We start from the raw sequence: 25,341 nt of genomic DNA, 5'->3' as shown, positions 1-25,341 counted from the left end.
GACAACTGCCACCGGTTGACGGGGTTTTTCCACCGTTGGAAGCCGGCATGTTGTGTGCTTGAATGGTTGCGTGCCCTCACCCTCCAACGAACCAGGAGCGCGCCATGACGACGACACACAGCCTTGTCCCGCAATCTCCTTCGATGGGCCTGCCGGTGGCCCAGTTGCGCAACGTGTTCCGGCCCGGCGACGTGGAGCGCCGCCTCGCCCGGCTGCAGGACGCGGGCAGCCAGCGTGAATACGAAACCCTGCGCGCGGTCTACGAGCGCATGCTCGAACGGGGCCCCGAGCGCTTCCAGGTGAAGCCGTCCGGCGTGCCCGACATGGCAGGCCTCTACGAGCAGCTGCCCAACTTCTCCGATGCGCTCGACGACGTGAAGCGCCACGTCGCGCTGGCACAGGACAGCCGCGACGGCCTGGAGGTGACGCCGATGCTGCTGATCGGCCCGCCCGGCATCGGCAAGACCCATTTCGCGCGCCAGCTGGCCGAGCTGCTCGGCACCGGAATGAACCTCGTGCCCATGAGCTCGATGACCGCCGGCTGGCTGCTCTCGGGCTCGTCCTCGCAGTGGAAGGGCGCGCGCCCCGGCAAGGTGTTCGAGGCGCTGGTGGACGGCGAATACGCCAACCCCGTCATCGTGGTCGACGAGATCGACAAGGCCAGCGCCGATGCGCAGTACGACCCGCTGGGCGCGCTCTACGGCCTGCTGGAGCACGACACCGCCCAGAGCTTCACCGACGAATTCGCCGAAATCGCGATCGATGCGAGCCAGGTCATCTGGATCACCACCGCCAACGACGAGCGCGGCATTCCCGCGCCCATCCTCAACCGCATGAACGTGTTCGAGGTGCAGGCGCCCTCGGCGGAGCAGGCCCGCACCATCGCGCGCAACCTCTACCAGGGCATCCGCGAGGGCCATGACTGGGGCCGGCTGATCGATCCCGAACCCCAGGCCGACGTGCTGGACATCCTGGCGCAGATGCCCCCGCGCGAGATGCGCCGGGCGCTCATGACGGGCTTCGGCAACGCACGGCTGCAGCACCGCTCCACCGTCGAGGTGGCCGACCTGCCGCGCGGCGCGTCCGGCAAGCCGCGCATGGGCTTCGTGCAGTAGCCCGCCATTCCGGTACGGCGGAGGAGCCGCCGTGCCCCGCTGATCCATCGCGCAAGCCGGCTGGACTGTTCCGCACGGCCGTGCCCGCACGGCCCGCGTACACTCGGGACGCTGGCGCACGGCCCTTCACACGACAAATCCATGGCGGCGCCTGCCCGTCCCATGACCCTGTCGCAAAGCTTCTTCCTCATCGGCCTCCTGATCGTGGCCAGCGCGTTCTTCTCCGTCGCCGAAATTTCCCTGGCGGCCTCCCGCCGCCTGCGCCTGCGCCAGCTCGCCGACGAGGGCGAGGTCCGCGCCGAGAGCGTCATGCGCATGCAGGAGCAGCCGGGCGACTACTTCACCGTCGTGCAGGTGGGGCAGAACGCGGTGGCCATCCTCGGCGGCATCGTCGGCGAAGGCGCGCTCAGCCCGCACTTCACCGCCCTGCTCCAGCTCTGGCTCAGCGACGCGCGCGCCGACACCTTCGGCTTCATCGCCTCGTTCGTCACCATCACGTCGCTGTTCATCCTGTTCGCAGACCTGTTCCCCAAGCGCCTGGGCATGGTCAATTCGGAGCGCCTCGCCGTGGTCGTCGCCCGGCCCATGGCGATCCTGATGGCCGTGCTGCGGCCCGTGGTCTGGCTCTACAGCCGCGCCGCCGACCTGCTCTTCCGCCTGCTCGGCCTCTCGTCCCTGCGCGACGACCGCATCACTTCCGACGACATCCTGGCCATGATGGAGGCCGGCACCCGGGCCGGCGTGCTGGCGGCCCGTGAGCAGCAGGTGATCGAGAACGTGTTCGAACTCGACTCGCGCCCCGTGAGCAGCGCCATGTCGCAGCGCGACCGCATCGCGTTCTTCCTGCGCGACGATCCGGACCAGCTCATCCGCGCACGCATCGCGGCCGAGCCGTTCTCCACCTACCCGGTGTGCGAGGGCGACATCGACCACGTCGTCGGCTACGTCGATGCGAAGGACCTGTTCCAGCGCGTGCTCAACAACCAGCCGATCTCCCTGCAGGACGAGGGCCTGGTCCACAAGGTGCTCATCGTGCCGGATCGCCTCTCGCTCGCCGAGGTGCTGGACCAGTTCCGGCAGGTGCACGAGGATTTCGCGGTGATCGTGAACGAATACAGCCTCGTCGTGGGCGTCGTCACGCTGAACGACGTGATGAGCACGGTGATGGGCGACCTGATCGGCCCCGACGACGAGGAGCAGATCGTCCGCCGGGACGAGAACTCCTGGCTGATCGACGGCGTGACGCCCGTGGGCGACGTGCTGCGCGCCCTGCACCTCGACGAACTGCCGCACGCGGGCGAGTACGAGACGCTCGCGGGCTTCCTGATGGTGATGCTGCGCCGCGTGCCCCGGCGCACGGACAGCGTGAACTGGGGCGGCTACAAGTTCGAAGTGCTCGACGTGGACAGCTACCGCATCGACCAGATCATGGTCTCGCGCCTGCAGGAAGGGGGCACGCACCCTGCCGGGCCCGGGCCGGCGGCGGGCGGCTGAGCGCGGAGCACCGGCCCGCTCAGGCCGACCGGACGCGGTCCTCGAAGAGCCAGTTGCGCTGCGCCGCGAACACCGCATCCGGGTACGGCGAGCGGCCTCGGCTGCCGTTGTAGCGGCCGAGCGTCATGAACAGGTCGCCGCGCTCGCGGTCCAGGTAGTGGCGCAGGATCACGCAGCCGAAGCGCAGGTTCGTCTGCATGTGGAACAGCTTGCTCGCGTCGCCGTCGCCGATCACCCGCGTCCAGAACGGCATGACCTGCATGTAGCCGCGCGCGCCGACGCTGGAGACGGCGTACTTGCGGAATGCGCTCTCCACCTGCACGAGCCCGAGCACCAGGGAAACGTCGAGGCCCGCGCGCTTGGATTCGTACCACACCGTCTGCAGGAAGTCGCGGCGCACCTCCCAGTCGGGTTTGCGGCGGCGCAGCCGGTCGCTCATGGTGCCGAGCCAGCGCAGGTAGTGCAGGCGCGCCTCGGTGGTCGAGAAGTTGGGCTCGGGCGGTGCCTGGTTGGAGACCGCGGACGTGAGCGCGGTGCGCACCGAGTCCATGAGCGGCTCTTCCAGCTGTCCTCCCGCATGGGCGGCCGCGGGCATGCCGAGCCAGCCGGTCAGTCCTGAAGAGGCTCCGGCCAGCACGCATGCCCGACGGGACAGGCCCCTGCCGGGCGTCCCGCCCCGCTCCCCACCACCCCTGTTCATACCTTGATTCGATCCTTGATGAAGGCAAAGATTTCAGCGGCGGCCACCTTGGTCGCCGCCGCGTCACGGCGGTGCTGGTACTCGACCTGGCCCTCCTTGAGGCCGCGGTCGGACAGCACCACGCGGTGCGGCACGCCGATGAGTTCCCAGTCGGCGAACATCGCGCCCGGGCGCTCGCCGCGGTCGTCCAGTATCACGTCCACGCCGGCTGCGAGCAGGTCGGCGTGCAGCTTCTCGGCCGCCGCGCGCACCTCGTCGCTGCGGTCCATGCCGATCGGGCACACCACCACCGTGAACGGCGCGATCGCGTCCGGCCAGATGATGCCACGCTCGTCGTGGTTCTGCTCGATGGCCGCCGCGGGCAATCGCGTGATGCCGATGCCGTAGCAGCCCATCTCGAAGAAGGCCGGCTTGCCGTCCTCGCCGAGGAAGGTGGCGTTCATGGCTTTGCTGTACTTGGTGCCCAGGTAGAACACGTGGCCCACCTCGATGCCGCGTTCGATCGCGAGCGTGCCCTTGCCGTCCGGCGACGGGTCGCCGGCCACCACGTTGCGCAGATCGGCCACCACCTCCGGTTCGGGCAGGTCGCGGCCCCAGTTCACGCCGGTCATGTGGAAATCGACCTCGTTGGCGCCGCAGATCCAGTCGGCCATCACCGCCACCTCGCGGTCCACCACCAGCCTGACGGGCTGGCGCAGGTTCAGCGGGCCGAGGTAGCCGGGCTTGCAGCCGAAGTGGTCTTCGACCTCGCCCACGGTGGCGAAGCGGAAACCCGCGTCCAGGCCGGGCACCTTGCCGACCTTGATCTCGTTCATGTCGTGGTCGCCGCGCAGCAGCAGCAGCCAGACCTGGCTGCCGGTGATCTCGCCGGCCTCGTTGGTGCGGTCGGTCGCCAGCACCAGGGACTTCACGGTGGACTGCAGCGGCACGCCCAGCAGCTGGGCGACGTCCGCGCAGGTGCTCTTGCCGGGCGTGGGCGTCTTGGCGAGCGCCTGCGACGCCGCCGGGCGCGCACCCTGCGGGGCCAGCGATTCGGCCTTCTCCATGTTGGCCGCGTAGTCGCTCTGCGGGCAATAGACGATCGCGTCCTCGCCCGTGGCGGCGATCACCTGGAACTCCTCGCTCAGGTCGCCGCCGATCGCGCCGCTGTCGGCGGCCACCGCGCGGTAGGTCAGGCCGAAGCGGTCGAAGATGCGGCGGTAGGCCTGGGCCATCACCTGGTAGCTGGCCTTCGCCGCCGCCTGGTCGCGGTCGAACGAATAGGCATCCTTCATGATGAACTCGCGGCCGCGCATCAGCCCGAAGCGGGGACGGCGCTCGTCGCGGAACTTGGTCTGGATCTGGTAGAGGTTCTTGGGCAGCTGCTTGTAGCTGCGCAGTTCCTGGCGCGCGATGTCGGTGACGACTTCCTCGCTGGTCGGCTGCACGATGAAGTCACGGCCGTGGCGGTCCTGGATGCGCAGCAGTTCGGGGCCCATCTTGTCGAAGCGGCCGGTCTCCTGCCAGAACTCGGCCGGCTGCACCACCGGCATGGCGACCTCGACGGCCCCGGCGCGGTTCATCTCCTCGCGCACGATGGCCTCCACCTTGCGGATCACGCGCAGGCCCATGGGCATGTAGTTGTAGATACCCGCGCCCAGCTTCTTGATGAGCCCGGCACGCGTCATGAGCTTGTGGCTCACCACTTCGGCGTCGGCCGGGGCCTCTTTGAGGGTGGAAACGAAAAATTGGGACGCTTTCATGGCACGGACGAAACCACCATCAGCATCGGGACGCTTGCCGCGCATCGGGGCCCGTGCATAATGGATACAGTTTTAAAAATTGGGGTTAGATTATGCTCGACCGGGACGGTTTTCGGCCCAACGTCGGCATCATCCTGCTCAACCAGAGGAACCAGGTGTTCTGGGGCAAGCGGATTCGCACCCACAGCTGGCAGTTCCCGCAGGGCGGCATCGATCGGGGGGAGACTCCCGAGCAGGCCATGTACCGCGAACTGCACGAGGAGGTGGGCCTGCACCCGTGCCACGTCCGCGTGGTGGCCCGCACGAGGGACTGGTTGCGCTACGAGGTGCCGGACCGTTACATCCGACGGGATGCCCGCGGCCACTACAAAGGCCAGAAGCAGATCTGGTTTCTGCTCCAGCTCGTCGGCCACGACTGGGACCTGAATCTTCGGGCGACCAACCACCCCGAGTTCGATGCCTGGCGCTGGAACGACTACTGGGTGCCGCTGGACGTGGTGGTCGAATTCAAGCGCGGCGTCTATGAAATGGCGCTGACCGAACTCGCCCGCTTCCTGCCGCGCAACGAACAGCGCAACCGCTACCTGCGCAGCGGCATGCGCAACCGCGAAGGCGTGGCCGAGGGCATCGCTACCGCGGTCACGCTGCAACACCGCTCGGCCTCCCTGCTGCTGCACCCGGGCATGGAACTGCCGCCGGGTGCCAGCTTCGATCCGGATCCACGCACCGCGGGCGACGCCTTGCCGACCGGACTGGACGGCGGCATGCAGCCCGGGCACAAGCCTGCGGGCTGAAAGCAGAGCGGGCGGCGGCCAGCGCCCCGCGCATCCTCGGTACCGGGCACCCCCGGCACCAGAAAAAAGGGCGACCCGAACGGTCGCCCTTTCGCATTCCCGCTCGCGCACGGCCCTCAGGCGCCGGACAGCACCAGGTTGTCCCGGTGCACCATCTCCGGCTCGGCGCTGTAGCCCAGCAGCCGCTCGAATTCCGACGAGGGCTTGCGGCACAGCAGCCGCGCCTCGGCACTCGCGTAGTTGGCGAGCCCCCGGGCGATCTCCGCGCCCGCCGCATCGCGCACGGCGATCACGTCGCCCCGCGAGAATTCGCCCTCGACCGCCACCATGCCGATCGGCAGCAGGCTCTTGCCCTCCTGCCGCAGCTTGGCCGCCGCACCCAGGTCCACGGTGACCGCGCCGCGCAGCTGGAGGTGGTCCGCCATCCACTGCTTGCGGGCCTGCTTCTTGGCCGTCTGCGCCACCAGCAGCGTGCCGATCGCCTCGCCGGCGCACAGCCGCAGCAGCACGTCCGGCTCGCGCCCCCAGGCGATCACCGTCGATGCACCCGAGCCCGCGGCCCGCTTGGCGGCGATGATCTTGGTGATCATGCCGCCGCGGCCGATGCTGGTGCCCACGCCGCCCGCCATCGCCTCGAGCGACGGATCGCCGGCCGCCGCCTCGTGCACGAACTGCGCGAGCGGATCGCGCCGCGGGTCGGCGGTGTAGAGCCCCTTCTGGTCCGTCAGGATGACCAGCGCGTCGGCTTCCACGAGGTTCGCCACCAGCGCGCCCAGCGTGTCGTTGTCACCGAACTTGATCTCGTCGGTGACCACCGTGTCGTTCTCGTTGATGACGGGCACCACGCCCAGCCGCAGCAGCGTGAGCAGCGTGGAGCGCGCATTCAGGTAGCGCTCGCGGTCCGCCAGATCGGCATGGGTGAGCAGCACCTGCGCGCTGCCCAGGCCCTGTTCGCGCAGCTTGGTCTCGTACATTTGCGCCAGGCCCATCTGCCCGACGGCCGCGGCCGCCTGCAGCTCGTGGATCTCGTGCGGGCGCGTGGACCAACCCAGGCGCTTCATGCCCTCGGCGATCGCGCCGCTGGAGACCATGATGACCTCGCGCCGCGGCCCGCCGGAGCCACCCACCAGCGCGGCCATCTGCCGGCTCCATTCGGTGATGGCGGTCTCGTCCAGCCCCCGGCCCTCGTTCGTCACCAGGCTGGAGCCCACCTTGATCACGATGCGGCGCGCATCTCGCAATATGCTCGAAACCATGAATCCCCGTCTTTTTCCTAGCTAGCGCCGGCCGCCGCAGCGGCCCCCACGCCACCACCCACCGGGGATGGCGGCCCTGCCCCTCACTCGGGAGCGGCGTCGTTCGCGAAGCGCGGATCGACCACTTCCTGCACCTGCTCGGCCTGCTGCTGGGCCCGCACGTGCTGGTAGATCGCCTGGATCAGCGGCTCGCAGCCTTCGCGGGTGAGTGCCGAAATCTCGAACACGGGCCCCTTCCAGCGGAAGCGCTTCACGAAATCCTTGACGCGCGCGGCCCGCTCGTCGGCCGGCACCATGTCGAGCTTGTTGAGCACCAGCCAGCGCGGCTTTTCGTAGAGCTCGGCGTCGTACTTGCGCAGCTCGCCGACGATCGCGGTGGCCTGCGCGACCGGGTCCACGCCCTCGTCGAACGGCGCCACGTCCACCACGTGCAGCAGCAGGCGGGTGCGCTGCAGGTGGCGCAGGAACTGGTGGCCGAGGCCCGCGCCTTCCGAGGCGCCCTCGATCAGCCCGGGGATGTCCGCGATCACGAAGCTCTGCTCGGGGCCGACCCGCACCACGCCCAGGTTGGGGTGCAGCGTCGTGAACGGGTAGTCGGCGATCTTGGGCCGGGCGTTCGAGACGGCCGCGATGAAGGTGGACTTGCCCGCGTTCGGCATGCCCAGCAGGCCCACGTCCGCGAGCACCTTGAGTTCGAGCTTGAGGTTGCGGCGCTCGCCGGGCCAGCCCGGCGTCTTCTGGCGGGGCGCGCGGTTGATCGCGCTCTTGAAGCGCATGTTGCCGAAGCCGCCGTCGCCGCCCTTGGCGATCGTGATCGTCTCGCCGGGCTGGAGCAGCTCGAACAGCACCTCGCCGGTGTCGGCGTCCGAGATGATCGTGCCGACCGGCATCTTCAGGGTGATGTCGTCACCGGCCGCGCCGAACATGTCGGAGCCCATGCCGTGCTCGCCGCGCTTGGCCTCGTGCCGGCGGGAATAGCGGTAATCCACGAGCGTGTTCAGGCTCGGATCGGCCACGGCGAAGACGTGCCCGCCACGGCCGCCGTCCCCCCCGTTGGGTCCGCCGAATTCCTTGTACTTCTCGTGCCGGAACGATACACAGCCGTTGCCGCCATCTCCGGCGGCCACGTCAATAAAGGCTTCGTCGACGAACTTCATGAGGGGAGTTTACAAAAAACGGGGTTGCCGCCCCGGACGGGAGCCAACGCGGCGCATGCGGCGGCGGCTCAAAAACGACGAAGCCCCGACACGTCGGGGCTTCACTGCATCACCGGGACGAAACCGCTCAGGCGGGCGTCACGTTGACGGTGTGCTTGGACATCGCACCCTTGGTACCGAACGACACGTGGCCGTCCACCAGGGCGAACAGCGTGTGGTCCTTGCCCACGCCGACGTTCGTGCCGGGGTGGAAGCGCGTGCCGCGCTGGCGCACGATGATGGAGCCGGCGCTGATCAGTTCACCGCCGAACGCCTTCACGCCGAGCATCTTGGGCTTGGAATCGCGCCCGTTTCGCGTAGAGCCGCCGCCTTTTTTCTGTGCCATGGTGTCTGCTCCTTAAGCGGCGATCGCGCCGATTTGCAGCTCGGTGAACTGCTGGCGATGGCCTTGGCGTTTCTGATAGTGCTTGCGACGGCGCATCTTGAAGATGCGGACCTTGTCGTGCTTGCCATGGGACACGACCGTGGCCGTGACCGTTGCGCCGGACACCAGGGGCGTGCCGACCTTGAGTTCAGCGCCGTTGCCGACTGCCAGAACCTGGTCGATCACGATTTCCTGGCCTACGTCCGCAGCAATCTGTTCTACTTTGATTTTTTCGCCGGAAGCAACGCGATACTGCTTGCCGCCGGTTTTTATGACCGCGTACATGTAAACCTCTTGGGAAGTGAAGCTCCGAGAAAAAGAATTTTTTCGCGGAACCACGCACTTTAGCACGGATGACGCCTTCTGCCTAGAGGGACGAGCCAGGCGCACCCAGGCACGTTCGGCCTGCGGCACGGCCCTGCACGCAACAGTCCCGGAGGGCGCGGCGCCCTTCCTATAATGACCCTTTCACCCTCGCAGCCCGCCCTCGCCTTGTCCGCCCAGCCCCACACCTCGGCCATCCTTGCACTCATCGCAGACGACATGCATGAGGTGGACAAGGTGATCGCCGTCCGACTGCAGTCCTCCGTATCCCTCATCGGCGAGATCGCCCGCTACATCATTTCCGCGGGCGGCAAGCGATTGCGCCCCGCGCTGCTGCTGCTGATGTCGGGCGCGCTGGATTACCGGGGGGCGCAGCGCTTCAACCTCGCGGCGGTGGTCGAATTCATCCACACCGCCACGCTGCTGCACGACGACGTGGTGGACGAATCCACGCTGCGGCGCGGACGCCCCACCGCCAACGAGAACTTCGGCAACCCGGCGAGCGTGCTGGTGGGCGACTTCCTGCACTCGCGCGCCTTCCAGATGATGGTGGATGCGGACGACATGCGCGTCATGCAGATCCTCTCGGAGGCCACCAACATCATCGCCGAGGGCGAAGTCCAGCAGCTCATGAACACGCACGACGCGACGCTGGACGAGCAGGGCTACCTGGAGGTGATCCGCTCCAAGACCGCCAAGCTGTTCGAGGCGAGCGCCCGCCTCGCGGCCGTGCTGGCCGATGCACCGGCGGAGGTCGAGGCGGCCTGCGCGGAATACGGCAACCGGCTGGGCACCGCCTTCCAGGTGATCGACGACGTGCTCGACTACGACGGCGACAGCGCCGAGATGGGCAAGAACCTCGGCGACGACCTGCGCGAGGGCAAGGTCACCCTGCCCCTCATCATCGCCATGCAGCGCGGCAGCGCGGCGCAGCGGCAGCTGATCGAGTCCGCGATCGAGCACGGATCGCTCGACGAACTGCCCGCGATCCTGGCGATCGTGCGCGAAACCGGCGCCCTGGAGGCGACCCGCGCCGCCGCCGCCGCGCAGGCGCAGGCAGCGATCCACGCACTATCTGCACTTCCTTCCAATAAGTACACCGAAGGTTTGCTACAATTGGCGTCTCAGCTATTAGACAGGCGCGTTTAGAGCACTGAACGCATTGCCTGCCTGACCATCGGGGTGTAGCTTAGCCTGGTAGAGCGCTACGTTCGGGACGTAGAGGCCGGAGGTTCGAATCCTCTCACCCCGACCATTTTCCAAGGTCCACGCATGGCGGCGTGGTTTCCTTGCACCCCCCTCCTCCCCCTGTATTTCTTGCCCTGGCGCGATGTTAGGATGGTTTCCTTTCCATCCACACGATTCCACTGGTTACATGGCCGCTGTCGATAACGCCCAGCGAGAGGGCAACGTGATCGCCCTGCCCGGGTTGGGCCGGGCGCTGATGTCCGCGGGCAAACTGAGTCAGCAGGCAGCGGAAGAAGTCTTCCGCAAGTCGCGCGCGGGCAGGACGAGCTTCATCGCGGAACTCACGAACTCCGGCGCCGTGTCCGCCGCGGAAGTCGCGCACACGGTGTCGTCCGTCTTCGGCGCCCCGCTGCTGGACCTCGATGCGATCGACGTGCAGCGGCTTCCCAAGGAACTGCTCGATCCCAAGATCTGCCAGGCGTACCGGGTGGTGGCGCTCAACAAGCGCAACAACCGGCTGATCGTCGCCACCGCCGATCCCACCGACCAGGAAGCCGCCGAGAAGATCAAGTTCACCACGCAGATGGGCGTGGACTGGATCATCGCGGAGTACGACAAGCTCAACCAGCTGGTGGAGGCCACGACGAAGTCGGTGGCCGAATCCATGGAGAGCATGGCGGGCGGGGGCGATTTCGAGTTCGACGAGGCGACGGTGCAGGAAGCGCCCGACCCGGCCGAATCCGGCGCGAACGACGTCGAAGACGCGCCCATCGTCAAGTTCCTGCACAAGATGCTGCTGGACGCGTTCAACATGCGCGCGTCCGACCTGCACTTCGAGCCCTACGAGCACCAGTACCGCGTGCGCTTCCGCATCGACGGCGAACTGCGCGAGATCGCCTCGCCGCCCGTGGCCATCAAGGAGAAGCTCGCCTCGCGCATCAAGGTGATCTCCCGCATGGACATCTCGGAGAAGCGCGTGCCGCAGGACGGCCGCATGAAGCTCAAGGTGGGGCCGGACCGGGTCATCGACTTCCGGGTCAGCACCCTGCCCACGCTCTTCGGCGAGAAGATCGTGATCCGTATCCTCGACCCCAGCAGCGCCAAGCTGGGCATCGACGCGCTCGGCTACGAGCCCGAGGAGAAGGAGCGCCTGCTGCACGCGATCGGCCGGCCGTACGGGATGATCCTGGTCACGGGCCCCACGGGCTCGGGCAAGACCGTGTCGCTCTACACCTGCCTGAACCTGCTGAACAAGCCGGGGGTGAACATCGCGACGGCGGAAGACCCGTCGGAAATCAACCTGCCCGGCGTGAACCAGGTCAACGTGAACGAGAAGGCCGGGCTGACGTTCGCCACGGCCCTGAAGTCGTTCCTGCGGCAGGATCCCGACATCATCATGGTGGGGGAAATCCGCGACCTGGAAACCGCGGACATCTCGATCAAGGCCGCCCAGACGGGCCACCTGGTGCTCTCCACGCTGCACACCAACGACGCGCCCACCACGCTCACCCGGATGCGGAACATGGGCATCGCGCCCTTCAACATCGCATCCAGCGTGATCCTCATCACGGCGCAGCGCCTGGCCCGGCGCCTGTGCCCCACCTGCAAGGCGCCCGCCGACATTCCCCACGAGACCCTGCTGGAAGCCGGCTACAAGGAAGAGGACATCGACGGCACCTGGGTGACCTACCGTCCCGTCGGCTGCCCGGCCTGCAACAACGGCTACAAGGGCCGGGTCGGCATCTACCAGGTGATGCCCGTGTCGGAAGAGATCCAGCGCATCATCCTGCGCGACGGCAGCGCGCTCGAGATCGCGGAGCAGGCGAAGGCGGAAGGGGTGCGGTCGCTGCGTGAATCCGGGCTCCACAAGGCCCGGCTGGGGCTGACCTCGCTCGAAGAGGTGCTGGCCGTGACGAACGAATAACAACACTGCAATCCACCACCAAGGGGCCCGCATGGCAACCGCTGCATCGAGGGACATCAAGGACTTCGTCTTCGAATGGGAGGGCAAGGACCGCCACGGCAAGATCGTGCGCGGCGAGGTCCGGGCCATGGGCGAGAACCAGGTCCAGGCGACGCTGCGGCGCCAGGGGGTGCTGCCCACCAGGATCAAAAAGCGCCGCATGCGCGGCGGCAAGAAGATCAAGCCGAAGGACATCGCGCTCTTCACGCGGCAGATGGCCACGATGATGAAGGCGGGCGTGCCGCTGCTGCAGTCCTTCGACATCGTGGGGCGCGGCAACACCAACGCGAGCGTCACGCGGCTGCTCAACGACATCCGCTCGGACGTGGAAACCGGCACCTCGCTGAACGCGGCGTTCCGCAAGTATCCGATGTACTTCGACAGCCTGTACTGCAACCTGGTGGAAGCCGGGGAAGCGGCCGGCATCCTGGAGGCGCTGCTCGACCGGCTGGCGCTCTACATGGAGAAGACCGAGGCGATCAAGTCGAAGATCCGCTCGGCGCTCATGTACCCGACGGCCGTGATCATCGTGGCCTTCGTGGTGGTGACGGTGATCATGATCTTCGTGATTCCGGCCTTCAAGGAGGTGTTCACCTCCTTCGGCGCGGATCTTCCCGCACCCACGCTGTTCGTGATGGGCGTGAGCGAGATCTTCGTGCAGTGGTGGTGGCTGATCTTCGGGGTGCTCGGCGGCGGTGCGTACTTCTTCATGCAGGCCTGGCGCCGCAGCGAGAAGATGCAGATGTTCATGGACCGGGCTCTGCTGCGCGTGCCGGTGTTCGGTGCGCTGATCGACAAGTCCTGCGTGGCCCGCTGGACGCGCACGCTCTCCACCATGTTCGCCGCCGGCGTGCCGCTGGTGGAGGCGCTCGATTCGGTGGGCGGCGCGTCGGGCAATTCGGTCTACGCGATCGCGACGGAGCGGATCCAGCAGGAGGTCTCCACGGGCACGAGCCTGACGGCGGCCATGGGCAACGCGAACGTGTTCCCCTCGATGGTGATCCAGATGTGTGCGATCGGCGAGGAGTCGGGCTCGATCGACCACATGCTCGGCAAGGCGGCCGATTTCTACGAAGAGGAAGTCGACGAGATGGTGGCCGGGCTCTCGAGCCTGATGGAGCCGATCATCATCGTGTTCCTGGGCACGATCATCGGCGGCATCGTGGTGTCGATGTACCTGCCCATCTTCAAGCTGGGACAGGTGGTCTGATGGGGTTCGAGCCCTGGATGGAGGCCGCGCTGTTCGGCCTCGCCGGTCTGATGATCGGCAGCTTCCTGAACGTGGTCATCCACCGCCTGCCGCGCATGATGGAACGCCAGTGGGCGGCCGAATGCGAGGACTACCTGCAGTCCCAGCGCGATGGAGCGGCCACGGCGGCCGGAGCCGCTGCGGGCGCCGGCGCCGCCGCGCATGCCGCGCCAACGATGGCGGCAGCGGCGGAACCGTTCAATCTCTGGACGCCGCGTTCGCGCTGCCCGTCGTGCGGGCGCGAGGTGCGCTGGCACGAGAACATTCCCGTGCTGAGCTACCTGTGGCTGGGCGGCAGATGCGCCGGCTGCAAGGCGCGCATCAGCCCGCGCTATCCGGCGGTGGAAATCGCCACGGGCCTGCTGTTCTGGTTCTGCGCACGGCACTGGGGCGCCACGCCGACGGCGGCGGCCTTGTGCGCGTTCTCGGCGGCGCTGGTCGCGCTGGCCTGCATCGACTGGGACACCACCCTGCTGCCGGACGACATCACGCTGCCGCTGCTCTGGGCCGGCGTGCTGGCCTCGGCCTTCCAGTGGATCCAGGTGCCGCTCTTCGCCTCGGTGGCCGGCGCGGCCGCGGGCTACCTGTCGCTCTGGGCCGTGTACTGGGCGTTCAAGCTGGCCACGGGCAAGGAAGGCATGGGTTACGGGGATTTCAAGTTGTTCGCGGCGCTGGGCGCCTGGTTCGGCTGGCAGGCGCTGGTGCCGATCATCCTCATGGCCTCCGTGATCGGTGCGCTGGTGGGCATCGGCATGAAGTTCTCCAAGGGCCTGCGCGAAGGCGGCTACATCCCCTTCGGCCCCTTCCTCGCCGGCGCGGGGCTGGTGGCCATGCTGTTCGGGCCCGACAGCGTGATGCGCTCCATCCTGGGCGCGCTGGGCCTGTGATACACGGGGCGCCGCGCCGCGCTCCGCTGCGCCTGGGCCTGACGGGCGGCATCGGCAGCGGCAAGTCGACCGTCGGCCAATGGCTCGCCTCCTTCGGTGCTGCGCTGGTGGATGCGGACAGGATCGCCCGCGAGGCCACCGCTGCGGGCGGCATCGCCGTGCCGGCCATCCGGGCGGCCTTCGGCGACGCGATGATCGACAAGGACGGGGCCATGGACCGGGCACGCATGCGCGAGCTGGCGTTCCGCGACGCCGGCGCGCGGCAGCGGCTGGAGGCGATCGTCCATCCGCTGGTGGGCGAGGCGATCCAGGCTGCGGCCATGCAGGCCGCCGCAGCGGGTGCGCGCGTCGTCGTCTTCGACATTCCCCTGCTGGCCGAATCGGAGCGCTGGCCTCCGCAGCTCGACCGCATCCTGGTGGTGGACTGCTCCGAGGCCACGCAGATCGCGCGCGTGCAGGCGCGCAGCGGGCTGCCGCGCGAAACGATCGAGGCCATCATCGCCTCGCAGGCCCCGCGCGCCGCGCGCCGCGCGCTGGCGGACATGGTGCTGCACAACGACGGAATACCTTTGGATACCCTGCGGTCGGAGGTCCGGCGAATCGCCGATGGCTTCGGGCTATGATGCATGCGATATCGGACGCGCGATGCTGGAAGCGCCACCAGCCGCGCGCTCCCAGGAACCCCGCAGCGTGATTCTTTACGAATACCCTTTCAACGAACGCCTCAGAACCTACCTGCGGCTGGAACACCTGTTCCGCCGCCTGGGCGAGTTGATCCCCCGGCCCCACCCGCTGGACCACCATTTCGCGCTCGTCACCCTGTTCGAGATCATGGACGTGGCGGCGCGCGCCGATCTGAAGACCGACGTGCTCAAGGACCTGGAGAAGCAGCGGCACCAGCTCGACGGCTACCGCGGCAATCCCTCCATCTCCGAGGCGGTGCTGGACGGCGTGATCGCCCAGATCGACCGCTGCTTTGCCGCGCTGAACGCGCAGACCGGCAAGACGGGCCATTTGCTGACCGAGAACGAGTGGCTGATGAGCATCCGCAGCCGCGTCGGCATTCCCGGCGGCACCTGCGGCTTCGACCTGCCGGCCTACTACGCCTGGCAGCACCACTCTCCCGAAAAGCGCCAGCACGACCTCGAAGGCTGGGCGAACCATCTCGCGCCGCTGGCCGAGTCGCTCTACATGCTGCTCAAGCTGCTGCGCGATTCCGGCATGCCGCAGAAGGTGGCGGCCACGCAGGGGCAGTTCCAGCAGGCGCTGCCGCAGGGGCGCACGTTCCAGCTGCTGCGGCTGCGGATCGATCCGGCCTGGAACATGGTGCCGGAGATCAGCGGCAACCGGCTGATCGTCTCGGTGCGGCTGATGCGGCAGGATGCGGACGGCAAGCTGCAGTCGGTACACGAGGACGCCGCGTTCGAGCTCACGCTGTGTGCATGACCGGCAGGCCGCAACGACCATGACTTCGCGCCACGACGACTCCCGCCCGGGTACGGGCCCGGCCCCTGCCGCGGAGGCCCGCACGCTCTGGGTGGACTGCCCGACCTGCGGGGGCAAGAGCCTCTATGCGCCGGAGAACCGCTTCCGCCCCTTCTGCAGCGAGCGCTGCCGGCAGATCGACCTGGGTGCATGGGCCTCGGAGGATTTCCGCATGCCCACCGAGGCGCCGCCCGATGAGGATGCCTTCGGTGACCACCTCCAGCGGCCCCCGGAGCACTGAGCGGCGAACACGGCCCTTCTGGCGTCGTTGCCGCATCTTGTCGTACCACGCGTACTGCCTGCGATGCGGCGCCTCGCCAGAACCGCTTCGCCGGGCCGTGTTGGCCGCTCTGCGGGCCTCTAGGCCTGGGGCAGCAGCGCCGGATCGAACGGCAGGCCGCGTTCTTCCGCCAGCCACTGCAGCACCGGGTAGGCCCCGGGCAGCACCGGCGACACGTCCAGCGGCCACTGCTGCCAGGCCATGGACTGGCCTTCGCGCATCTCGAATTCACCCGTCCAGGCGTGCACCTTGCACCAGTGCAGGCGCACCAGGGCATGGGGATAGTCGTGCTCGGTCACCTTCCAGACGGCGGCCGGCCCGATGGTCACGCCGAGCTCTTCGATGAGCTCGCGCCGCAGGGCCTGCTCGACGGTCTCGCCGGCTTCCAGCTTGCCGCCCGGAAATTCCCAGTAGCCCGCGTACGGCTTGCCGGCCGGGCGCGTGGAGAGCAGCATGGCGCCGTCGCCGCGGAACAGGATGCCCACCGCCACCTCGGTGTGGGCGCGCTGCGGGGATGCCGGCGCGGCGGCGGTGACCTGTGGCTCAGCCATGGGTGCGCCCCGCATGGTCGCGGGCGAACTGGTAGGCCACGCGCCCGCTGCGCGAGCCGCGCTCCAGCGCCCACACGAGGGCGGCCGGACGTGCGGCCTCGATGGCCGCGGCCGGCACGCCCAGCGCGGAGAGCCACTGCGCCACGATCGCGAGGTATTCCTCCTGGCTGAAGGGATAGAAGCTCACCCAGAGGCCGAAGCGCTCGGACAGGGAGATCTTTTCTTCCACCACCTCGCCCGGATGCACCTCGCCGTCCGCCGTGTGCGTGTAGCTGAGGTTTTCCTTCATGTACTCGGGCAGCAGGTGTCGGCGGTTGCTGGTGGCGTAGACCAGCACGTTCGGCGCCGAGGCCGCCACGGAGCCGTCCAGGATCGACTTCAGGGCCTTGTAGCCCGATTCGCCTTCTTCGAAGCTCAGGTCGTCGCAGTAGATGATGAATTTCTCGGGGCGGCCGGCCACCACGTCCACGATGTCGGGCAGGTCGGTCAGGTCCGCCTTGTCGACCTCGATGAGCCGCAGGCCCTGGTCCGCGTAGGTCTGCAGGCAGGCCTTGATGAGGGAGGACTTGCCGGTGCCGCGCGCGCCCGTGAGCAGCACGTTGTTGGCGGGGCGGCCCTGCACGAACTGCAGCGTGTTGCGCTGGATCTTTTCCTTCTGCGCGTCGATTTCCTTGAGGTCGTCCAGCGCGATGCCGGCGACGTGCCGCACGGGTTCCAGCGCGCCGTGGCCGCCGCCGCGGCGCCGGTAGCGCCAGGCCACGGAGGCGTTCCAGTCGGGGGCGGAGAGCGGCCGGGGCAGCACCGACTCGATGCGGTCGATGAGCTGCTCGGCGCGCTGCAGGAGGTGGTCGAAGCGATCGTTCATGGGATGAACAGGGGTCAGGAGCGGTAGTCGGCGTTGATGGTCACGTAGTCGTGGCTCAGGTCGCAGGTCCAGACCGTGTCGGAGGCATCGCCGCGGCCGAGCCCCACGCGCACCGTGATCTCGCTCTGCTTCATCACGCGCTGGCCGTCCTCTTCGCGGTATTCCGGATGGCGGCCACCCTGCACGGCCACGTGCACGTCGTCGAGGTGGAGGTCGATGCGGGTCTGGTCCAGGTCGTCGATGCCGGCATAGCCGACGGCGGCCAGGATGCGGCCCAGATTCGGGTCGCTGGCGAAGAAGGCGGTCTTCACGAGCGGGGAGTGGGCGATGGCGTAGCCCACCTTGCGGCATTCCTCGGCGGTGCGGCCGCCTTCCACGCGGATCGCGATGAACTTGGTGGCGCCTTCGCCGTCGCGCACGATGGCCTGGGCCAGCTTCTGCGCCACTTCGCGCAGCGCGGCGCGCAGGGCCTGGCCGTCGGCGCCGTCCAGCGAATCGACCCCCGGATTGCCGGCGCGGTGCGTGGCCATCAGCACGAACGAGTCGTTGGTGGAGGTGTCGCCATCGATGGTGATGCGGTTGAACGATGCATCGGCCAGTTCGCGCACCAGCGGCTGCACCAGTTCGGGGGCGATGCAGGCGTCGGTCGCCAGGAAGCCGAGCATGGTCGCCATGTTGGGCCGGATCATGCCCGCGCCCTTGGAGATGCCCGTCACCGTGACCGTGGCGCCACCGATCTGCACCTGGGTGCTGAAGGCCTTGGGCAGCGTGTCGGTGGTCATGATGCCTTCGGCGGCGCGGGCCCAGTGCGCGGGCTGCGCGTCGGCGATGGCGGCGGGCAGGCCCGCGACGATGCGGTCCACGGGCAGCGGTTCCATGATGACGCCGGTCGAGAACGGCAGCACCTGCGCCGCCGTCACGCCGAGCTGGCCGGCCAGCGCCTCGCAGGTGTCGCGCGCACGCGCCAGGCCGTCGGCCCCGGTGCCGGCGTTGGCATTGCCGGTGTTGACGACGATGGCGCGCACGGAGCCGCCCTGGGCGAGGTGCTCGCGGCAGACCTGCACCGGCGCGGCGCAGAAGCGGTTCTGGGTGAAGACGCCCGCCACGGTGGTGCCCTCGTCCAGCAGGAACACGGTCACGTCCTTGCGCCCCGCCTTGCGGACGCCGGCTTCGGTGACGCCGATGCGGACGCCGGCGACCGGGTGCAGGTCGGCGGCAACGGGAGCGGAGAGGTTCACGGGCATGCGGAATTCCTTGGAAAGCAGCAAAAAAGGGACGGTGGAAACGTGGCAGGGGCCGCCTGCGGCGGCCCCTGCGGCGAGAGCGAAAGGATCGGCCGGCGGAGCCGATCGGTCAGGCCGGCATCATGCCAGCTTGCCGTGGCACTGCTTGTACTTCTTGCCGCTGCCGCACGGGCACGGGTCGTTGCGGCCCACGCGCATGCCTTCCGGCAGGTTGAGGTTGAGGCCTTCGTCGCCCGCAGCCGCCATGCTGGGGCCGGACAGGGTCTCGGGCTCGCCGGTCTCGGTGGGCGCGGTGTAGGTCACGTTGGAGATCTGCTCGGCGCGGCTCTCCAGGGCCTCGGCGGCCTCGCCGAGTTCGGCGGGCGACTGCACCTGCACGGTCAGCAGGATGCGGGTGACCTCGTTCTTGACCTGGTCGATGAGCTGGCGGAACAGCTCGAAGGCCTCGCGCTTGTATTCCTGCTTGGGCTGCTTCTGCGCATAGCCGCGCAGGTGGATGCCCTGGCGCAGGTAGTCGAGCGCGGAGAGGTGGTCGCGCCAGTTGGAGTCGAAGCTCTGCAGCAGCACGGCACGCTCGAACTGGTGGAAGCTCTCGGCCCCCACGGCGTCGACCTTGGCCTGGAAGGCGGCGGTGCCGGCGGCGAGCACCTTCTCGAGGATCTCGTCGTCGGTGATGGCCTGGGCGCCCTCCACTTCCTGCTGCAGCGGGATGCGGATGTGCCATTCGTCGGCCAGCACCTTCTCGAGCGCGGGCAGGTCCCACTGCTCCTCCACCGATTCCGCGGGCACGTACTGGCGCACCACGTCGGTCAGGCAGGATTCGCGCATGCCGGAGATCACGCCGGCCAGGTCGGCAGCGTCGAGGATCTCGTTGCGCTGCTGGTAGATGACCTTGCGCTGGTCGTTGGCGACGTCGTCGTATTCGAGCAGCTGCTTGCGCACGTCGAAGTTACGCGCCTCGACCTTGCGCTGCGCGGACTCGATGCTGCGCGTGACGATGCCGGCCTCGATCGCCTCGCCGTCGGGCATCTTGAGGCGTTCCATGATGGAGCGCACGCGGTCGCCCGCGAAGATGCGCATGAGCGAATCGTCGAGGCTCAGGTAGAAGCGCGAGGAGCCCGGATCGCCCTGGCGGCCCGAACGGCCGCGCAGCTGGTTGTCGATGCGGCGGGATTCGTGGCGCTCGGTGGCGATGATCCGCAGGCCGCCCAGGGCCTTGACCTTCTCGTTGTCCACGGCCCACTGCGCGCGCAGCGCGGCGATGCGGGATTCCTTCGTGGCTTCGTCGAGGGACTCGTCGGTCTCGATCGCCGCCACTTCCTTCTCGATGTTGCCGCCCAGCACGATGTCGGTGCCGCGGCCGGCCATGTTGGTGGCGATGGTGATCATGCCGGCGCGGCCGGCCTGGGCGACGATGTCGGCCTCGCGGGCGTGCTGCTTGGCGTTGAGCACCTGGTGGGGCAGCCCGGCCTTGTTCAGCAGGTCGTCGATGATCTCCGAGTTCTCGATCGAGGTAGTGCCCACCAGCACGGGCTGGCCGCGCTCGTGGCACTCGCGGATGTCCTGGATCGCGGCGTCGTACTTCTCGCGCGTGGTCTTGTAGACGCGGTCGAGCTGGTCGTCGCGCTTGCTGGGCCGGTTGGGCGGGATCACCACGGTCTCGAGGCCGTAGATCTCCTGGAACTCGTAGGCCTCGGTGTCGGCCGTGCCGGTCATGCCCGAGAGCTTGCCGTAGAGGCGGAAGTAGTTCTGGAAGGTGATGGAGGCCAGCGTCTGGTTCTCGGCCTGGATCTCCACGCCTTCCTTGGCTTCCACGGCCTGGTGCAGGCCCTCGCTCCAGCGGCGGCCGGACATGAGGCGGCCGGTGAATTCGTCGACGATGACGATCTCGCCGTTCTGCACCACGTAGTGCTGGTCGCGGTGGTAGAGGTGGTTGGCCCGCAGCGCCGCATACAGGTGGTGCATGAGCGTGATGTTCGACGGGTCGTAGAGCGACGCGCCTTCGGGGATCAGGCCCTGCGCGGCGAGCACGCGCTCGGCCGTCTCGTGGCCCTGCTCGGTGAGGAACACCTGGTGGGACTTCTCGTCGATGGTGAAGTCGCCCGGCTTGGTGACGCCTTCGCCGGTGCGCGGGTCGGCCTCGCCCTCCTGGCGGACCAGCAGCGGCACGACCTTGTTCATGGCGATGTACATCGCCGTGTGGTCTTCCGCCTGGCCGCTGATGATGAGGGGCGTGCGCGCCTCGTCGATCAGGATGGAGTCCACCTCGTCGACGATCGCGTAGTTCAGCATGCGCTGCACGCGGTCGCGCGCCTCGTACACCATGTTGTCGCGCAGGTAGTCGAAGCCGTACTCGTTGTTCGTGCCGTAGGTGATGTCGGCGGCGTAGGCGGCCTGCTTCTCCTCGCGCGGCATCTGGGGCAGGTTGATGCCCACCGTGAGGCCCAGGAAATTGTAGAGCCGGGACATCCAGCGCGCGTCGCGGTTGGCCAGGTAGTCGTTCACGGTCACCACGTGCACGCCCTTGCCGCCGAGGGCGTTCAGGTACACGGGCAGCGTGGCGGTGAGGGTCTTGCCCTCGCCGGTGCGCATTTCGGAGATCTTGCCGTGGTGCAGCGCCATGCCGCCCAGCAGCTGCACGTCGAAGTGGCGCATCTTCATCACGCGCTTGGAGGCCTCGCGCACGACGGCGAAGGCTTCGGGCAGCAGGTCGTCCAGGGATTCGCCCTGGGCGACACGGCCCTGGAACTCCACCGTCTTGGCGCGCAGGGCATCGTCGCTCAGCTTCTCGTAATCCGGCTCCATCGCGTTGATGCGGGCCACCGTCTTGCGGTATTGCTTGAGGAGCCGGTCGTTGCGGCTGCCGAATAGTTTGGTGAGGAAGTTGGAGGCCATGCGAACGGGACCGCGGCCCGCCTGTGCGGGCGGAAGCGATCCGAATCCCTAGTGATGAAGTGGGTTCAGATGGGGGCCACAGCCACCGCTTGCAAGTTCTGCAACCAGGGGCAGCGATTCCGGAGCGCGCGATTTTACCTGCGAGGCGCAGCGCCCTTCGCCGCCACCCGCTGGTCGGGGGTGGCGCCGGTCGCGCCGGCGTGCAGGAATTTCTGCGGATCCTGCGGAACGCCCTGCACGAGCACCTCGAAATGCAGGTGCGCGCCCGTGGAGCGCCCGGTGGTGCCGACCTCGGCGATCTTCTGGCCGCGGCGCACCAGGTCGCCGCGCTTGACGAGCGTGCGCGACGCGTGGGCGTACCGGGTCACCAGCTGGTTGCCGTGGTCGATCTCCACCATGTTGCCATAGGCCGGGTGGAATTCCTGCGCGACCACCACCCCGCCCGCTGCGGCCAGGATGGGCGTGCCCGTGTCCGCCTGGAAATCGAGGCCGGTGTGCAGCGCCGACTGGCCGGTGAAGGGGTCGATGCGCCAGCCGAACGCCGAGCCGGCCGTCTTGCCGAGCACGGGCTCCTGCGTGGGCACCATGTTCTTGCGGATGTGCTGGTCGAACAGCCGCGACTCGACCACCGTGAGCAGGTCGACGCGGCGGTCGGTGAGTTCGGAGAGCGCGTCGAGCGTGCGCTGCAGCTCGTCCATTTCCATCGGCCGGCTGGAGACCAGCGCCCCGCCCTGCCCTGGCGGCCGGGAAAACTCGGCGGGCGACATGCCCGCGAGGCCGGAGACGCGCTCCCCGAGCGATTCGAGCTGCAGCATGCGGGCCTGCATCTCGCCGACCTTGCGGGCCATGGCGTCGAGGTTGGCCCGCAGGAAGCGGTCGCGCTCGGCCATCTCGTCGTGCGCCACCACGCGCACCAGCGAGCCGATCACCGGCCAGCCTTCGCGGGCGCCCTTGAGGAACACCCAGTGGTAGAGCAGCGCCGCCAGCAGCATCACCGCCACCGACAGCAGCAGGCCGGCGGCCGCCAGCCGCGTGCCCGAGAGATGGATGGCGCGGCTGCGCGCCAGCCAGGCGTCCGTGATAATCAAGTGCACTTCGTTTTCTCCGCGCCGCGCGGCGCATTGCCCCATGAACCGCCGTCACCACGCCGTCACGCTGCAGCAGGCCACCGAGGAATCCCCGACGCTGGCCCGCCTGGCCGGCCTGACGCGCGATTCGAGCGAACGGCTGCGGGCCGTCGAGCCTCTGATTCCCCCGTTGCTGCGGCCGGCCATCCGGCCCGGCCCGATCGAGGGCACGACCTGGTGCCTGCTGGTGCGCAGCAGCGCGGCCGCGGCCAAGCTGCGCCAGCTGCTGCCTGCACTGCAGGCGCATCTGCGCAGCCGGGGGTGGGAGGTTACCGCCATTCGCCTGAAAATCCAAACCTGAAGCCCGGTGGGCTGGCGGACGGCGAAAGGCCGGGAAAAGAAGATGGTGCCGATTGTCGGGATCGAACTGACGACCTACCGCTTACAAGGCGGTTGCTCTACCAACTGAGCTAAATCGGCGAAGCGCGCATTCTAACGCGCGGCACGCGACCACCCGGTGCCGGGGGCCGGCACGGACGGCGGGCGTGCGGGGTTACTTGACGCGCTTGAGCGAGGGGCGGCCGCCGCCCGCCGGAGCCGGCCCGCGCGGGGGCTCGTCGGACGGGCCAGGGGCCCCTTCGGTGGGCACGAGCTGCACCACGCGGTCCTGGCCTTCGTCACCAGGGCCCTCGGAGGCGTCGGCCACGGGCGTGGCTGGGGCGCCAGCGGCGGCATCCAGCAGCCCCGGCACGGTGCCAACCGACAACCCGCCCGCGGACAGCACGTCCACCGGCGGCGGGAACGCCATGCCCTGCCCGTTCTCGCGCGCATAGATCGCGATCACGCGGCCCACGGGCACCATGATGTCGCGCGGCTTGCCGCCGAACCGGGCCTTGAACTCGATGAAGTCGTTGCCCAGCTGCAGGGCGCTGGTGGCGTCGTAGCTGATGTTCAGCACGATCTCGCCGTCCTTCACGTACTCGCGCGGCACCTGGACGGAGTCGTCCACGCGCACCGCGATGTAGGGCGTGAAGCCATTGTCGGTGCACCACTCGTACAGGGCCCGCACCAGGTAGGGGCGTGTGGAAGTGGAGTCCTGGGCGTTCATCATGTCGGCGTTTCGCAAAAAGGCATCGGGAAGGCGGGGCGCGGGGCGCCCCGGGCGGCGGCTCTACCGCCTTACTTGCGCATGACCTTTTCGGACGGGGTCAGCGCTTCGATGTAGGCCGGCCGCGAGAAGATGCGCTCGGCGTACTTCAGCAGCGGGGCGGCGTTCTTCGACAGCTCGATCCCATAGTAGTCGAGCCGCCAGAGGAGCGGCGCGATCGCCACGTCGAGCATCGAGAAATTCTCGCCGAGCATGTACTTGTTCTTGAGGAACACGGGCGCGAGCTGCGTGAGGCGGTCGCGGATGTGCGAGCGGGCCTTCTCGAGCGCCTTCTCGTTGCCCTTGGTGGCGCGCGATTCGAGCACGTTGACGTGGACGAACAGTTCCTTCTCGAAGTTGAGCAGGAACAGGCGCACGCGGGCGCGGTCGACCGGGTCGCCAGGCATCAGCTGGGGGTGCGGGAAGCGCTCGTCGATGTACTCGTTGATGATGTTCGACTCGTACAGGATGAGGTCGCGCTCGACCAGGATGGGCACCTGGCCGTAGGGGTTCATCACGCTGATGTCTTCGGGCTTGTTGTACAGGTCCACATCGCGGATCTCGAAATCCATGCCTTTTTCGAACAGGACGAAGCGGCAGCGATGGGAGAAGGGACAGGTCGTACCCGAATAAAGCACCATCATGGTGGGAAGCTCCTAAAAATCAAAAAGAGTGGGCGCTCGCGCGTCCACTCCGGAAAGCGAAATGCGCCGCACGAAGGCGGCGCGATGCGGGGGATGGCGGCGAGCTTACCTGACGTCCTTCCAGAACGCCGCGTTGAGCCGCCAGGCGATCACCGTGAAGACGCCGAGGAAGATCAGCACCCAGACCCCGACGCGAACCCGCGTATTTTGCGCCGGCTCGCCCATCCACTGCAGGTAGTTGACGAGATCACCCACGGTCTCGTCGTACTGGAGGGGCGACATGGTACCCGGAGTCAGCTGCTCCCACCCCTTGAAGACCTGGGTTTTGTGTCCGTGGCTCTCGTGTTCCTCGAATACCGGGCGGCGTTCGCCCTGCAGTTGCCACAGCGCGTGGGGCATGCCGACGCTCGGGAACGCGAGGTTGTTCCAGCCCGTGGCCTTGGTGTCGTCGCGGTAGAACGTGCGCAGGAAGGTGTAGAGGTAGTCGGCCCCGGTGCCGTTGTGGCCGGCGCGCGAGCGGGCGATCACGGTGAGGTCGGGCGGGTTGGCGCCGAACCAGTCCTTGGCCTGCCGCGGATCGATCGTGGCCTTCATGGTCTCGCCCACCTTGTCGGTGGTGAAGAGCAGGTTGTCCTTGATCTGCTGGTCGGTCAGGCCGATGTCCTTCAGGCGGTTGTAGCGCATGAAGGCGGCGGAATGGCAGCTCAGGCAGTAGTTGACGAAGATCTTGGCGCCGTTCTGCAGCGACGCGGCGTCGTTCGTGCGCACCGGGGCCTTGTCCCAGGCGATGCCGCCTTCCGCGGCGTGCGCGCCCAGGGCGAGGCCGAAGGAGGCGATCAGCGTGAGGATGATTTTTTTCATGGTCGTCGT

General features: G+C 68.1%; 25 protein-coding genes and 2 tRNA genes. 12 read left to right on the top strand and 15 right to left on the bottom strand.

Annotated features, from left to right (window positions below; genetic code table 11):
- The first annotated feature begins 104 nt into the window (after positions 1-104).
- Both Q9R47_RS06575 and Q9R47_RS06570 read left to right on the top strand, forming a co-directional pair.
- Entirely contained in the window at positions 105-1,115 is a 1,011-nt protein-coding gene (locus Q9R47_RS06575; protein WP_311232404.1) for an AAA family ATPase, read from the top strand.
- A gap of 162 nt (positions 1,116-1,277) precedes the next feature.
- Positions 1,278-2,609, top strand: a complete 1,332-nt coding sequence (locus tag Q9R47_RS06570) for a hemolysin family protein (RefSeq protein WP_311232403.1) — start codon at positions 1,278-1,280, stop codon at positions 2,607-2,609.
- Between the two features lie 19 nt (positions 2,610-2,628).
- On the opposite strand, the gene Q9R47_RS06565 is transcribed toward Q9R47_RS06570, so the two are convergent.
- Together Q9R47_RS06565 and Q9R47_RS06560 are read right to left on the bottom strand one after the other, a co-directional pair.
- A complete protein-coding gene (locus Q9R47_RS06565; protein WP_311232402.1) occupies positions 2,629-3,309 on the bottom strand; it encodes a lytic transglycosylase domain-containing protein in 681 nt (226 codons plus the stop codon).
- The gene (locus tag Q9R47_RS06560; RefSeq protein ID WP_311232401.1) at positions 3,306-5,051 is read right to left on the bottom strand and encodes a proline--tRNA ligase; all 1,746 of its coding nucleotides are present in this window, start codon (positions 5,049-5,051) and stop codon (positions 3,306-3,308) included. Before Q9R47_RS06560 ends, Q9R47_RS06565 begins: the two co-directional genes overlap by 4 nt.
- 92 nt (positions 5,052-5,143) lie before the next feature.
- On the opposite strand from Q9R47_RS06560, the gene Q9R47_RS06555 reads away from it, so the two are divergent.
- Complete coding sequence (locus tag Q9R47_RS06555) at positions 5,144-5,845, top strand: RNA pyrophosphohydrolase (protein WP_311232400.1); 702 nt, start codon at positions 5,144-5,146, stop codon at positions 5,843-5,845.
- 116 nt (positions 5,846-5,961) lie between these two features.
- Here Q9R47_RS06555 and proB read toward each other — a convergent pair whose 3' ends face one another.
- The 4 genes from proB to rplU all read right to left on the bottom strand — a co-directional run bounded on the left by proB (position 5,962) and on the right by rplU (position 8,967).
- Positions 5,962-7,101, bottom strand: coding sequence for a glutamate 5-kinase (gene proB / locus Q9R47_RS06550; RefSeq protein WP_311232399.1), 1,140 nt, complete (start codon positions 7,099-7,101; stop codon positions 5,962-5,964).
- A gap of 83 nt (positions 7,102-7,184) precedes the next feature.
- The gene (cgtA, locus tag Q9R47_RS06545) at positions 7,185-8,258 is read right to left on the bottom strand and encodes an Obg family GTPase CgtA (protein ID WP_311232398.1); all 1,074 of its coding nucleotides are present in this window, start codon (positions 8,256-8,258) and stop codon (positions 7,185-7,187) included.
- Between the two features lie 127 nt (positions 8,259-8,385).
- Positions 8,386-8,643: a 50S ribosomal protein L27 gene (gene rpmA / locus Q9R47_RS06540; protein ID WP_196289743.1), complete on the bottom strand. Its 258-nt coding sequence runs from the start codon at positions 8,641-8,643 to the stop codon at positions 8,386-8,388.
- A 12-nt stretch (positions 8,644-8,655) separates the two neighbouring features.
- Entirely contained in the window at positions 8,656-8,967 is a 312-nt protein-coding gene (gene rplU, locus Q9R47_RS06535; RefSeq protein WP_311232397.1) for a 50S ribosomal protein L21, read from the bottom strand.
- A 174-nt stretch (positions 8,968-9,141) separates the two neighbouring features.
- Between rplU and Q9R47_RS06530 the strand changes: the two genes are divergently transcribed.
- The 8 genes from Q9R47_RS06530 (at position 9,142) to Q9R47_RS06495 (ending at position 16,019) form a co-directional block, all read left to right on the top strand.
- Complete coding sequence (locus Q9R47_RS06530; RefSeq protein ID WP_311232396.1) at positions 9,142-10,155, top strand: polyprenyl synthetase family protein; 1,014 nt, start codon at positions 9,142-9,144, stop codon at positions 10,153-10,155.
- 29 nt (positions 10,156-10,184) lie between these two features.
- Positions 10,185-10,261 (top strand) — tRNA-Pro (locus tag Q9R47_RS06525).
- 120 nt (positions 10,262-10,381) lie between these two features.
- Positions 10,382-12,118: a type IV-A pilus assembly ATPase PilB gene (gene pilB / locus Q9R47_RS06520; protein WP_311232395.1), complete on the top strand. Its 1,737-nt coding sequence runs from the start codon at positions 10,382-10,384 to the stop codon at positions 12,116-12,118.
- A 31-nt stretch (positions 12,119-12,149) separates the two neighbouring features.
- Positions 12,150-13,367, top strand: coding sequence for a type II secretion system F family protein (locus Q9R47_RS06515; protein WP_311232394.1), 1,218 nt, complete (start codon positions 12,150-12,152; stop codon positions 13,365-13,367).
- Positions 13,367-14,293, top strand: coding sequence for an A24 family peptidase (locus tag Q9R47_RS06510; RefSeq protein ID WP_311232393.1), 927 nt, complete (start codon positions 13,367-13,369; stop codon positions 14,291-14,293). Before Q9R47_RS06515 ends, Q9R47_RS06510 begins: the two co-directional genes overlap by 1 nt.
- Entirely contained in the window at positions 14,290-14,916 is a 627-nt protein-coding gene (coaE, locus tag Q9R47_RS06505; protein WP_311232392.1) for a dephospho-CoA kinase, read from the top strand. Before Q9R47_RS06510 ends, coaE begins: the two co-directional genes overlap by 4 nt.
- A gap of 67 nt (positions 14,917-14,983) precedes the next feature.
- Positions 14,984-15,739 (top strand): cell division protein ZapD, encoded by a 756-nt coding sequence (gene zapD / locus Q9R47_RS06500; RefSeq protein WP_311232391.1) that lies wholly within the window; start codon positions 14,984-14,986, stop codon positions 15,737-15,739.
- Positions 15,740-15,758: 19 nt separating this feature from the next.
- Positions 15,759-16,019, top strand: coding sequence for a DNA gyrase inhibitor YacG (locus Q9R47_RS06495; protein WP_311232390.1), 261 nt, complete (start codon positions 15,759-15,761; stop codon positions 16,017-16,019).
- 119 nt (positions 16,020-16,138) lie between these two features.
- Here Q9R47_RS06495 and Q9R47_RS06490 read toward each other — a convergent pair whose 3' ends face one another.
- The 5 genes from Q9R47_RS06490 to Q9R47_RS06470 form a co-directional block, all read right to left on the bottom strand.
- Positions 16,139-16,624 carry an NUDIX domain-containing protein gene (locus Q9R47_RS06490; protein ID WP_404977105.1) on the bottom strand — a complete coding sequence of 162 codons (486 nt, stop codon included), beginning with the start codon at positions 16,622-16,624 and terminating at the stop codon, positions 16,139-16,141.
- Positions 16,602-17,474: an ATP-binding protein gene (locus Q9R47_RS06485; protein ID WP_311232388.1), complete on the bottom strand. Its 873-nt coding sequence runs from the start codon at positions 17,472-17,474 to the stop codon at positions 16,602-16,604. The genes Q9R47_RS06490 and Q9R47_RS06485 overlap by 23 nt, the downstream gene beginning before the upstream one ends.
- A 14-nt stretch (positions 17,475-17,488) precedes the next feature.
- Positions 17,489-18,718 carry a bifunctional glutamate N-acetyltransferase/amino-acid acetyltransferase ArgJ gene (argJ, locus tag Q9R47_RS06480; RefSeq protein WP_311232387.1) on the bottom strand — a complete coding sequence of 410 codons (1,230 nt, stop codon included), beginning with the start codon at positions 18,716-18,718 and terminating at the stop codon, positions 17,489-17,491.
- Positions 18,719-18,838: 120 nt separating this feature from the next.
- Entirely contained in the window at positions 18,839-21,613 is a 2,775-nt protein-coding gene (gene secA, locus Q9R47_RS06475) for a preprotein translocase subunit SecA (protein WP_311232386.1), read from the bottom strand.
- Positions 21,614-21,747: 134 nt separating this feature from the next.
- Positions 21,748-22,707, bottom strand: coding sequence for a M23 family metallopeptidase (locus Q9R47_RS06470; protein ID WP_311232385.1), 960 nt, complete (start codon positions 22,705-22,707; stop codon positions 21,748-21,750).
- Between the two features lie 34 nt (positions 22,708-22,741).
- On the opposite strand from Q9R47_RS06470, the gene Q9R47_RS06465 reads away from it, so the two are divergent.
- Complete coding sequence (locus tag Q9R47_RS06465; RefSeq protein ID WP_159967932.1) at positions 22,742-23,041, top strand: DciA family protein; 300 nt, start codon at positions 22,742-22,744, stop codon at positions 23,039-23,041.
- 43 nt (positions 23,042-23,084) lie between these two features.
- Here the strand turns inward: Q9R47_RS06465 and Q9R47_RS06460 are convergent.
- The 4 genes from Q9R47_RS06460 to Q9R47_RS06445 all read right to left on the bottom strand — a co-directional run bounded on the left by Q9R47_RS06460 (position 23,085) and on the right by Q9R47_RS06445 (position 25,332).
- Positions 23,085-23,160: transfer RNA gene (locus Q9R47_RS06460), tRNA-Thr, on the bottom strand.
- 73 nt (positions 23,161-23,233) lie between these two features.
- The gene (locus Q9R47_RS06455; RefSeq protein ID WP_404977110.1) at positions 23,234-23,788 is read right to left on the bottom strand and encodes a ClpXP protease specificity-enhancing factor; all 555 of its coding nucleotides are present in this window, start codon (positions 23,786-23,788) and stop codon (positions 23,234-23,236) included.
- Between the two features lie 71 nt (positions 23,789-23,859).
- Positions 23,860-24,471 (bottom strand): glutathione S-transferase N-terminal domain-containing protein, encoded by a 612-nt coding sequence (locus Q9R47_RS06450; RefSeq protein WP_011796735.1) that lies wholly within the window; start codon positions 24,469-24,471, stop codon positions 23,860-23,862.
- Positions 24,472-24,576: 105 nt separating this feature from the next.
- Complete coding sequence (locus Q9R47_RS06445) at positions 24,577-25,332, bottom strand: cytochrome c1 (protein WP_311232383.1); 756 nt, start codon at positions 25,330-25,332, stop codon at positions 24,577-24,579.
- Positions 25,333-25,341 lie beyond the last annotated feature (9 nt).

This window comes from Acidovorax sp. PRC11, assembly GCF_031844105.1.
GTDB lineage: Bacteria > Pseudomonadota > Gammaproteobacteria > Burkholderiales > Burkholderiaceae_C > Paracidovorax.
Note: the sequence above shows the minus strand (reverse complement) of the source record. Positions and strands in the feature narration are given on the sequence as shown.